This is a genomic window from Neptuniibacter sp., from assembly GCF_024231755.1.
Lineage (GTDB): Bacteria > Pseudomonadota > Gammaproteobacteria > Pseudomonadales > Balneatricaceae > Neptuniibacter.
Window position 1 is genome coordinate 36,545 of the sequence record NZ_JAAEQH010000199.1, and the last position, 11,128, is coordinate 47,672.

The following is an 11,128-nucleotide window of genomic DNA, read 5'->3' on the forward strand; positions in this document are numbered from 1 at the left end:
TTAGTGCTCTATCTGGATTTGGCGAGGTTTCATCGCTTCAGGAATTTCACGGACCAGGTCGATATGTAACAGACCGTTTTCCATATTAGCTTTTACTACCTTCACATGATCAGCCAGCTGAAAGCGACGTTCGAAGTTACGCGCTGCGATACCTTGATACAGATAATGGCGTTCCTGTGGCTGTTCTTTCTTCTGACCAGTTACCAGTAGTGAACCATTCTCACTCTGGATATTCAGTTCATCATTTTCAAAGCCTGCTACGGCCATAGTAATTCGGTATTCGTTCTCTCCCAGAAGTTCGATGTTATAGGGAGGGAAGGACGGTTGGTTGTCGTTTCGGTTTGCGTTATCCAGCATGTTAGCCAGACGGTCGAAGCCAATAGCAGAACGGTATAGTGGGGAAAGATCAAATTCACGCATGGTGTATATCCTCATCAAGCAATATATCTAAATGTTCGGCTCCTCTTTTGAGCGAGCCTGTTGGGTCTCAATGTGCAGCGATCTTCCGCGATCTCAGCACTTAACCAGCCTCTCTTGAGCACCGGTTAACTAGATATATAAGTCTGCTTGATGAGTTTTCAATACCCGCGCAAAAAATTATGCGTCGTGCTCTACGTTGAAGCGGTCAACGTTGTTGGTGATATCTACATCAACACTATTGGTTGGGATACGGTAGTCATGCACACGTTCCCAGCCTTCACTGCCTGGTGCGCGTTCCCATACTGTACCAGCATTGTATGTAACCAGATCAGTCAGAGACTCATCCAGACGGCACATCTTTTCTACCGGAACAGGTACCAGATTGGATAGTTCATCTTCCAGGTACTCTTCCGTTTCATAACCGGTGAACATACGCCAGCCAGTGTCATTCAAATGCTCTGGTACGGTTTTGTACATAAAGCGGATCGGAAGCTTATCGTCAAAACACAGCTTAGAAACCAGAGCCAGGAAACCGTTCTTGGTTTGGTTAGTTTCATCATCTTTTGTTTTGGGTGTATCGACGTCGACGGATTTCATACGGATTCTTAACTAGCAATAAAAAAGAAGTGCCTATTTTATATCGAGTGAAGGTTACAGGCTATAAGGCAAATGGATGCTATAAGAGAAAGAGCAGCGGCAGGCTTACGGAACCTACGAAAAAGTCCTTGCTAACTTCTGGCTTTCAGTTTGATGTGTAATCAAGGCTGCGCTTTGCAGTAATGTCTGGACCTTACAAAAAGCGAAAACGCAGAGTACGCATCAAACTGAAAGCCCCGTAGGGCAAGGCCTTCCGCACGCAACTTCGTTGTTGCAATCTTTGCTAAGGACTACGGCCATTAGCGGCAGATTGCGCCTAGAATTTGCACACGGAGGGCTCTTGCAGAAACCGCAGGGACTTATTCGTAGGTTCCTTAGTTAAGCCAGCCGCTTGAAGTATGGATCAGTGTTTAAAATCGGAAACAAGTAACTGGAGTCGTTCTGCCAGTGTAGTCAGTTGCATAGTCGCATTCTGGATCTCGTAGGAGGCTGTTTGAGTATCCTTGGCCTGATCTGAGATAGCGATCACGTTCTGATTAATGGTTTCTGCTACTAGTGCCTGTTGTTCTGCTGCGCTAGCGATCTGTAGGTTCATCTCGCTGATAGTATTGGACTCATTGGTAATTTCGATCAGGGATTGACCGGATTGCTCAGCCTGTTTTGCACTTTGTTGAGCGGCGGTATGACTGTTTTGCATCGCGGTTACAGCTTTGCCTGCAGCATCATGCAGTTTGGAAACTACGTCCTTAATCTCTGTAGTGGCTGTCTGGGTACGGCTGGCTAACTGGCGAACCTCATCTGCCACAACCGCAAACCCACGTCCTGCATCACCAGCACGGGCAGCTTCAATGGCTGCATTAAGTGCCAGCAGGTTGGTCTGTTCAGCGATATCGTTAATGACATTCAAAACACTGCCGATGCTGTCGCTGTCGTTAGCCAACTGCTCTACAACATTTGATGCAACATCCAGTTCACTCATTTGGCGGTTGATGGTTTCGATTGTTCGGGTAACTTCCTGATTCCCTTTGGCAGCAGAAGTATCTGCTGAAGACGCAGCGTTGGCCGCTTCTTTGGCATGGTGGGCCACATTGTTTGCAGACGAACTCATCTCGCTGACTGCGGCAGCGGCCCTTTCAGTTTCAACGGACTGTTGTTCAATTGCGTGAGCAGCACTATTACTCACAGAGCGAAGACGTTCAGATGCATTACTTAGATCTGAGATAGAGTCAGTCACCCCTGTAACCGTGTTGCGAATCTTTTCTACAAAACCATTAAAACCCTGAGCTAGAGTTACCAGCTCAGAAGCTCCGGATTCCTTCAGGGCAACGTTCAGATCACCTTCACCCTGACCGATCTGTTGTAGGCTCTGTGCGACATTACGGATGGGGTAGACCACAGTAAAGATAATAACCCCTAAGGCAATCAGCGCTACGACAACACCTGCGGCTGCAGTGACAAGAATCAGTGTTGAGGAGGTTGTGACCAGTTCATCAACAGTTGCCACTTCACTTTCAACCTGGGCCCCACTTTGTTGTTCCATTTCGGTTAGGTTTGTCATCAAACGAGCGACAATGTTGTTTAGGGATTCTCTGTCATCGCGGAAGGTCATGTAATCCACGATCAATTGACTCATCTGCTGATCAAGGCGTGCGTAACCAACACCTATTCCTGAGAACAGTTTTTCCAGATCGGGATGAGACATCACTTGTCTGGCTCTTTCTACGGCACCGGCCAGATTATCCCGGTCATCTTTGACTTGGCTAAGGAGAGTGTTTAACTCGCTGGTAGTGAACAGATCCTGCATGGAAAAGTTGGTCAGGATGACGTGAGACTTAATTTGATCGAGTTGGTTTTCAATCCCTTCCATCTGAGCGATATATCGATCATCTTCAAGGCTGTCAAAGATAAGGTCTTGGATACCTGTCTGGCTTTTATTAATGTTTTCGATCAGCTCTTGGGTATAACGTTTCAGGTTATCTTTCTGACCTTGCAGATCTTCGTGACTGGAAAGAATAGAGAGACGAGCACCACGGAATCTTCTGATAGAGCTATCTACCTTCTTCAGCAGCTTTTCACCGATCAGATTACTTTCTTTGATCGCCTTTAACTGTGCCTTAGACGCTTTTCGGTATTCTGACATCTGCTTACGCGAGTCAGAGACGGATACTTCGTTCTTAAGGATACGTTCTGTTAGTAGAAGTTCCTTTTGAATGTTGATTACAACTTGAACCCCACCATCCGCTGTTTTTCTGGCATCACCAGTTACAAATAACAGGGATTCAGAGACTTTATTGACTCCCATGATACCTGCAGCACCGCAGGTGATAAGGAGGATAACCATCGTGATGAATCCGATGCCGACGCGGGCACCTATTGAAATGCTCATTGGATACTTGCACCTAACCGTTGTTTTATTTTTATATTTTTCAGGGAATAATCCCATGGTATTGATACTTTGGTATTAAATATCATTTAACATGTTAAGTAAATATCCGTTCCGTCAAATTAGTGATTAAATATTAATCTATGAGTATGCTTCCCATATGCGCTGAAGTCGGTAGAATGCCGCGCTCTATATAGGTAAGACATTTAATCACTCTTCGGGAACAATCATGTCCAAAGGTAAAAAATACAGTTATCAGGTTGCTGAGAATGATGGTAGCTGGTCAGCAGAGATCGTTCGTCAGGTTAGTAACAGGAAAACCGTAATCTCAAAACGTCAGGATGACTTTAAAACCGAAGCCGATGCTCAGTCTTGGGCGGAACAGGAACTACAGCAGTTTCTGGATCAGCAGGTAGAACGCAACAAGCGTAAAGCAGAAAAGCGTGAACTACGAGCTGAGTCTGACGATGTGAGCGGTGATAGCGGATTCTGATTTCTGGACATATTAAAAAGCCGGACGTTATTGATATAGTGTCCGGCTTTTTTGTTTTTATTTATCAAATAAGTTTCTTATTTAAAAAACCTTCTTCAACAGTTCAGTTGTACGCGCGGCTGGATTTTCTCGAATCTGTTTCTCTTCTGCTGCGATCATCGTAAACAGACCGTTTAGGGCTTCTTCAGTTACGTAGCTGTCCAGATCGACGTTTACTTTGTCACCAACAAAAGGAATATCCTTCGCTTCGCTTGCCAGTTCACCGTAGTAGCGTGTAGCGCCTACCTGACCCAGAGATTCCTTCACACTTGGTTGAAACAGTTCGCGTAACTTATCGCTGGTTTTCTCTTTGAAGTACTGTGTCGCTGCATCTTCAGGACCCTGGTAGATCTTCTTGGCGTCTTCAAAGCTCATCTCTTTTACTGCATTAACAATAAGATCAGTCGCCTGAGGAGCCGCGTTTTCGGCAGCACGGTTCATACTTTCTTCAAACTGATCTACCTGGCTACTCAGACCATATTTGCGCAGTAGTGAGGCTACTTTATCGATACTTTTTGGCAGAGGGATACGGATATCTTTGTTGTTCAGATAGCCACCTGGTTGGCTTATCCCTTCAATCGCTCGCTTGCTTCCTACTTCCAGGGCTTCTTTCAAACCATTAATCAGTGTTTCAGTATCAAGGTTAGCGATTTTACCTGAAGTGGAACCGCTCGAACCAACCGCATCCAGTACCTGTTTCTGAACCTCTTCGTCTTTAACCGCTTCTTTCAACTTATCAGCCCATCCTGCATAAGCAGTAACTGAGGTGATAGAAGCGGCCAGAATTGATGCAATCAGATATGATTTTTTCATTGTACTTAATTCCCTGTGTCGCAATTACTTGAAGCATAACAGAGAACTTTGAACTGATCCTGAATATTATTTTTTCGGGACAGGGGAGATCTGTACCTGCTGTACCGGTTACTTTTATTTTAAATAGTTGGGCTGACGAGCCGATACAGTTTATCTGCAGGTAACAAAACTACCCTTCGATAAGGGTGAATAGACCCATCAGGAACGGAGGCCTTATGAAAATCAATAATGCGCAGATTTTGTTTAATAGTCAGCACGAAAAACTGGTGAATGAACAAATTCAACAACAGAGAATTGAGTCTCAGCAGACGGCTTCTGTTCAAGATTCGGAATTAGAATTAGGTAGTTCAACTGAGCTACAGTACGAAGCAAACCTTCGCCATCAACAGCAAGTGGAGGTTTCTGCGACTTCTCGGATTAAATCAGCCGAAGAAGAGATCCTTTTCAAACAATCACAGAATATAGGCTCTCTGGTCGAGACTGCTATTCAGCATGAGCTTGAGATAACGCGAGTTCAGCCTTTAGGTCAGTTTCAGACGATCAATATTCCTCTTCCTGTCGTTTCTCTGGAGTCACAGGCTTATCAGGAAATTGAACAGATCAACTTACAGGATGTAGAGGGGCTTGAGAGAGCTGATCGCGTTGAACTACAGGATCAATTACAGATTCAGATAGATCAGATATCGGTTGAAATGGATCTGATGCGCGATGTTCAGGAAGCACGTGTTGAGATTCAAGAACAACGCCTTTACGAAGAAAATGAACAGATGCGTTTTGCCTCACAGGGAGTCGTGACCACTGAGGATGGTAAGGAGATCACCTTCATGCTTGAACTAGAGATGGAGCGTGAATTCTCTTTGGAGGAAAACTTACAACTTGAGAAAACCAGCCGAACCTTGATTGACCCTTTGGTGATTAACTTTAATGGTGGGGCAGCAGGTCTTACCAGCAGTAGCTTTAGTTTTGATTTGAATGCTGACGGGCAGGAAGAAGAGATCTCATTTGTTACCCAGGGCAGTGGTTTTCTGGCTTTAGATATGAACGAAGATGGCGTGATAAACGATGGCTCAGAGTTGTTTGGCACGCAAGGGCAAAACGGTTTTAGTCATCTCGCAAAATATGATGGTGACGGCAATCTGTGGATCGATGAAAATGATGAGATCTTTAACAAATTAAAAGTCTGGACTCGGGATGATCAGGGTAATGATCAACTGATCAGTCTCAAAGATGCAGGTGTGGGTGCTATCTATTTGGGTTCAACCTCTACCAATTTTGATCTGACTGACAGTGAGAATAATCTGCTCGGGCAGGTTAAACGAAGTGGGGTGTTCCTGACTGAAGAGGGTATGGTAGCAAGTATTCAGGAACTGGATATAGCGGTGCATTCCCGAGATGAAGTTAACTCCATTGTTGGACAGGCCAATGATAAAGCTGAACAGTTAGCTGCTGAAGAAGTAGAAAACCCAAACATCAATCGTATAGAGATGCTACCGATTTGGGAAAGTGACTTAGCTGCCATAGAGTTTAATGCTATCCGTGTTCGGCATGAACTGGAAAACAGTCTGACAGTAGAAAGTGAAACCACTCGTACGTTAAGTTCGGCAGAAGGTGAGACTGAAGCTGAAAAATCTTATTTCATCCTCAATGAACACTACATCGACACGTTACAGCGTTTGCGGGAAAAAACAGTCGCTCAAGTTACTGAAGAACAGGATCAATATGATCATCTCAGATCGCTGATTGAGATGTTACGCGATCAGACACAGCGTGATATGCAAAAAACTTAGTTTTATTACTGCTCAGGAAACAGCAGAGGTTGATCTCCATTATTCCACTGTGGGTACTTTTTCATAATCGAGTTAAATAACTTGGACTCTAAAAAATATCCTAACCACTTTTGCAGAGCGGGATAGGGAGCAGTATCAAACCACTGCTTATCAACATGAGCGAATTGACGGATAAACGGGAATATTGCGAGATCTGCCAGACTACATTCTGAACCGACCAGATAGTTATGTTGTTGTAGCTGTTGTTCCAGTTTCAGTAGTGTTACTTCTGCCTGTTCCCGGTAATAACTCTGAGGCAGCTCCGGGAAACGATCAAAGTATTTATAGCGGTCCAGGTGCTGCTTAAATATATGATCATTTTCCTCAATCAGCTCCGCTATTGTTAACTGTTTTTCAGGACTAGCGTTACGGAGTAGATTATCCGGGTCACTGTTGCCTAGTGCCCAACGCATAATATCCAGACTTTCATCGATCACTTTTCCATCGGGAAGTACAAGAACAGGTACGGTTCCCTTCGGTGAAGCGACCAGCATCTCTTCAGGTTTGTTTTTTAGAACCACCTCTCTTAGCTCCACTTGCGTGGTACTCACAGTGATAGCCAATCGTGCTCTCATGGCATAAGGGCAGCGTCGGAATGAATATAAAACAGGTAGCTCTTGAGTCATTTAAAATAGTGTACGATCAGATTTACGATGTTTACGGAGTACTATTATCCGTTATTTTTTCAGATTTCTTAGCTCTGGATACCAGCCATAGCATAATTGCCGCACCCATACCGGATGTGCCCAATACCATTGTCATAATCATAATTTGATATCGCACTGCGACCAGTGGAGAAACGCCTGACAGGATCTGACCGGTCATCATTCCCGGTAGTGCGACTAAACCTACTGCCAACAGACTGTTTACCTGTGGAATCATCGCCGCATGGAATGCAGTTAAGCGCGCCTCTTCAGGGGATTTAAGGTTCTTTAGTTCTGCATGATAGCGTTCTGCAGAAAGGCTGATTGCATTCATCGTATTCGCAAAATACATCCCCGCCAATGGAATAAGCAGTTGTGGCTGAAACCAGCTTTCCGCGTTCAAAACAAAAATAATGGATATAAACAGGTGCAGAGCAACAGAACTACCTAACGCGATAATCGCTGGTAATAGAATCCCTGAGTGCTCCTTGACCGGTCGGATAGCGATCCATGCGGCCACAACCATCATAAGTGAAACAATCAGTAAGCTAATCCAGGGATTTGGATTCTCAAATATGCTGACAAGCACATAACCCACTGCGATCAACTGAACACCCATACGTGCAGAGGCTATGAGTATTTCACTGGGTTTCCCCTGCCAGGAGATATAGATACCACACACCAGCACAATAGGAATCAGGCACCAAAGCAGGTCAAACCAGCTGATTATTGTCACGATAGATCCTTGAAAACGTAGAGCTTAGTTAGGGCGAAGCATAGCAGAGATCTAATCCCTCGTGCAGGAGTTGAACGTGCTGCGAACTGGCCGATTTAATGTCCTCTGATATCTTTAAAGAAGCTCTTTCGTCGTTTCCAATGAAATGACACTAGATTGAATAGGTGGCCATAAGTTATGCGTAAATCTCTTATATTAGTTTTGGGATTGATGTTTACGGTCTTTGTCCAAGCCGAATCCCTTGAGCGAACATTAAGATTAGGTTGTGTTCAATGGCCCCCCTATATATCTGAAAAACTTCCAGGTAAGGGTTTCTTAGCAGAGTTAAGTGAACTTATCATCTCAGCTTCTAATCAGCGCCTTGATGTAGTGATCATGCCTTGGAAGAGGGTAGTACAGGGTGTCGATACAGGTGAGTTAGATGGCTCGCTTTGCATGTTCAAAACAGAAGAACGTAAGTCGAGGATGCACTATATAGAGCCGCCGCTTCTAATAGAGCAAACTGTAGTTTTCCATCGAAGAGATTTTACCCCACAAGTAGAAAAGCTAGTTGATCTAAACAACTACGCATTAGGCATTTTGGATGGTTCTGGATATCAGAAAGATGAGTTCATTCAGAAGCACCCCAAACTCTCGGTCGTAAACTCTTTCGAGAACATGTTCAAAATGTTGGCAAAAGGCAGAGTGGATATAGTGCTAGCTGAATACCGCAACGGAATGGCGGTTATCGTGGATGCTAAATCGCTCAATGTGGATCAATTCTCAGTTTTACCGTATTCCTATCAACACACCGATGTGCATATTGTTATTTCCCATAACGCTTTCGGTAGTCAGGAGCTAGCAAATAGCCTAAGTAAAGTCGCAGGGGAAGTTATCAATAGTTCCCCCGCAAAGGCGTTATATAAACGTCATGGTATTTTGGAGCTCCCCGAGCTTAAGCCGCTAGCTCCCTAAGACTAAAGCTTCTACCAGAGCTTTAATAAGCCCCCGCTGCATAATGCAGTTCGTAACTGTGACTGTAGATCTCTAGAATATTGCCAAACGGATCTTCCATGTAAATCATGCGGTAAGGCTTTTCACCTGGGTAGTAATAGCGTGGTTTAGCCATACGCTTTTTACCACCGGCAGCAACGATCTTTTCTGCAAGACCTTCGACATCTGGGTCCTGAACGCAGAAGTGGAAGATGCCTGTTTTCCAGTATTCAAAGTTGTTTTCAGGATTCTCCTGATTTTTGAACTGGAACAGCTCTATACCAATTCGATCGCCTGTTGATAGATGTGCGATTTTAAAAGAGCCCCAATTAGGGCCGAACACGTCGGTACACATCTCGCCTATAGCAGAGTCATCTTCAGTTATCTCGGTCGGTTCCATAATCAGATACCAACCCAGGACCTCTGTATAGAATTTCACTGCGGCTTCAAGGTCAGGTACAGAGATACCAATATGAGAGAAAGTACGTGGGTAAGGTTGATTCATCGTTATGCTCCAACAAGATTTATTGGAAGCAGTTTATAAAGAGGCTATGCTTATTAAAAATTATCATTTGAAATCAAAATAATAATTTATTGTTATGATTAATCCGCAGCATCTCCGAACCTTTATTACCCTTGTCGATACGCAACACTTCACGAAAACGGCTGAGTTATTACATATGACCCAACCAGGGGTTAGCCAGCATATTAAGAAGCTTGAGACTCATCTGAACTGCCAGATTATCAGTCGCTTTGGTAAAAAGTTCGAGCTGACTGAAGCGGGTGAACAGCTATATAAGTTCGCACAAAAACAGTTTCAGGAAGAGTCCGCTCTTTTAGATAGATTAACTGACGTTCAAGCGGAAAAGGGTCAAATCAAAATGGCCTGTTCGGGTTCGATGGTAACAAAGCTTTACCCTGATCTACTTAAACTGCAGAAGCGCTATCCAGATCTATGCGTCAGTATGGAAGCAGCTCCCAATCATGAAATTATTAAGCAAATAAAAGACAACAGAGTCGATCTGGGCTTGGTTACCCAACTGATCAATGATGTTGAATTAGAACAGAATCTCCTTGGGCACGATCAATTGTGCCTTGTTATACCTAAAGGGTGTAATGCTGATTGGAACGGATTAATGGAGTTAGGTTTTATCAATCACCCAGATGGCAACCATTACGCTGTGCAGGTATTGGAGAGTAATTTTGCCAATAAATTTAGAGGGATGGGGGAGATAAAACAGTCGGGTTACATCAACCAGTTAAGCCAAATATTACTGCCGGTAGCTGAAGGCATGGGGTTTACTGTACTACCAGAATCCTCGATTGTGGGATCTGTCTATTACGAAGCCATCGAAATTGCAGACTTAGCTGAAGTCGTAAAAGAGCCAGTATATCGAGTGCAGAAAAAATATCGTCCACTTCCTAAGCGATATGAATTGCTCAGAGATATTTTACAACAGCACTTTGATGGCGAAACGGGCGAAACGGGCGAAACGGGCGAAACGGGCGAAACGGGTTATAGATCCTAAATTCTTCAGAAAAATGGATAAATGTTGGCTTGAAAACGTTGTTGCTATTAGTAGACTGTCCAAAAATTTGGAAAGCCATATAAAACGCAAGGCAAATATGCTCATCTTAATATGATGGCAATAGCAAAGGCCTGCCCACTGGGAGCCTATTTTTAGACGCTTTTTTGTCGGTTTTGATAAGTCGTGTTAGCTTGTTAGATGACTTTGACAGCAAAGTTCTTTGTCTTTAGGAAAGATATGAATAACAAAATTCCAGTTACGATTATTTCAGGTTTTCTTGGCTCAGGAAAAACGACTTTTTTAAACCACGTGTTATCCAATAACGAAGGGATAAAGTTTGCGATTGTTGAGAATGAATTTGGCAGTATCAATATCGATCAAGAGCTAATTGCAAGTAAAGATGATGACATTGTCGAAATGACAAATGGTTGTATCTGCTGCGAAATTAAAGAAGATCTGATCAAATCGTTAGTCAATCTATTACAAAAGAAACACAGCATAGACCATCTACTCATCGAAACTACGGGTGTAGCAGATGACCTTTCCCCCGAATTTAACACCATGACGACGATGAGATTTCCAGATAATCTACGATCTAAATGGGGATCTCGACATGAAGAAACGTTACACGGAAGAGCAAATCATCAAAGCCATCAAGCAGCATGAAGCGGGTGTC

Annotated in this window: 12 protein-coding genes; 5 read left to right on the plus strand and 7 right to left on the minus strand. The window is 43.8% G+C overall.

Going from position 1 to position 11,128, the window contains the following annotated elements:
* From GY843_RS10420 to GY843_RS10430, 3 genes are all read right to left on the minus strand, one after another.
* Entirely contained in the window at positions 1 to 420 is a 420-nt protein-coding gene (locus tag GY843_RS10420) for an Hsp20 family protein (protein WP_297309270.1), read from the minus strand.
* Between the two features lie 177 nt (positions 421 to 597).
* Positions 598 to 1,017: a DUF2185 domain-containing protein gene (locus GY843_RS10425; protein WP_297309272.1), complete on the minus strand. Its 420-nt coding sequence runs from the start codon at positions 1,015 to 1,017 to the stop codon at positions 598 to 600.
* Positions 1,018 to 1,420: 403 nt separating this feature from the next.
* A complete protein-coding gene (locus tag GY843_RS10430) occupies positions 1,421 to 3,403 on the minus strand; it encodes a methyl-accepting chemotaxis protein (RefSeq protein WP_297309274.1) in 1,983 nt (660 codons plus the stop codon).
* A gap of 226 nt (positions 3,404 to 3,629) precedes the next feature.
* Here GY843_RS10430 and GY843_RS10435 point away from each other — a divergent pair, with 226 nt between their 5' ends.
* Positions 3,630 to 3,893, plus strand: a complete 264-nt coding sequence (locus GY843_RS10435) for a DUF3622 domain-containing protein (RefSeq protein ID WP_297309276.1) — start codon at positions 3,630 to 3,632, stop codon at positions 3,891 to 3,893.
* Positions 3,894 to 3,974: 81 nt separating this feature from the next.
* Here GY843_RS10435 and GY843_RS10440 read toward each other — a convergent pair whose 3' ends face one another.
* Positions 3,975 to 4,745: a DUF4197 domain-containing protein gene (locus GY843_RS10440; protein ID WP_297309278.1), complete on the minus strand. Its 771-nt coding sequence runs from the start codon at positions 4,743 to 4,745 to the stop codon at positions 3,975 to 3,977.
* Positions 4,746 to 4,960: 215 nt separating this feature from the next.
* Here GY843_RS10440 and GY843_RS10445 point away from each other — a divergent pair, with 215 nt between their 5' ends.
* Positions 4,961 to 6,532, plus strand: coding sequence for a hypothetical protein (locus GY843_RS10445; protein WP_297309280.1), 1,572 nt, complete (start codon positions 4,961 to 4,963; stop codon positions 6,530 to 6,532).
* 5 nt (positions 6,533 to 6,537) lie between these two features.
* On the opposite strand, the gene GY843_RS10450 is transcribed toward GY843_RS10445, so the two are convergent.
* Positions 6,538 to 7,197, minus strand: coding sequence for a glutathione S-transferase (locus GY843_RS10450; RefSeq protein ID WP_297309281.1), 660 nt, complete (start codon positions 7,195 to 7,197; stop codon positions 6,538 to 6,540).
* A 31-nt stretch (positions 7,198 to 7,228) separates the two neighbouring features.
* Positions 7,229 to 7,951 carry an ABC transporter permease gene (locus GY843_RS10455; RefSeq protein ID WP_297309283.1) on the minus strand — a complete coding sequence of 241 codons (723 nt, stop codon included), beginning with the start codon at positions 7,949 to 7,951 and terminating at the stop codon, positions 7,229 to 7,231.
* 177 nt (positions 7,952 to 8,128) lie between these two features.
* Between GY843_RS10455 and GY843_RS10460 the strand changes: the two genes are divergently transcribed.
* On the plus strand, positions 8,129 to 8,905 hold the full coding sequence (locus GY843_RS10460; protein WP_297309285.1) for an ABC transporter substrate-binding protein: 777 nt from the start codon (positions 8,129 to 8,131) through the stop codon (positions 8,903 to 8,905).
* Between the two features lie 22 nt (positions 8,906 to 8,927).
* On the opposite strand, the gene GY843_RS10465 is transcribed toward GY843_RS10460, so the two are convergent.
* Positions 8,928 to 9,428, minus strand: coding sequence for a lactoylglutathione lyase family protein (locus GY843_RS10465; RefSeq protein ID WP_297309287.1), 501 nt, complete (start codon positions 9,426 to 9,428; stop codon positions 8,928 to 8,930).
* Positions 9,429 to 9,522: 94 nt separating this feature from the next.
* On the opposite strand from GY843_RS10465, the gene GY843_RS10470 reads away from it, so the two are divergent.
* Positions 9,523 to 10,452 (plus strand): LysR family transcriptional regulator, encoded by a 930-nt coding sequence (locus GY843_RS10470; protein WP_297309289.1) that lies wholly within the window; start codon positions 9,523 to 9,525, stop codon positions 10,450 to 10,452.
* A 237-nt stretch (positions 10,453 to 10,689) separates the two neighbouring features.
* Positions 10,690 to 11,118 (plus strand): GTP-binding protein, encoded by a 429-nt coding sequence (locus GY843_RS10475; protein ID WP_297309291.1) that lies wholly within the window; start codon positions 10,690 to 10,692, stop codon positions 11,116 to 11,118.
* The last annotated feature ends 10 nt before the right edge of the window (positions 11,119 to 11,128 follow it).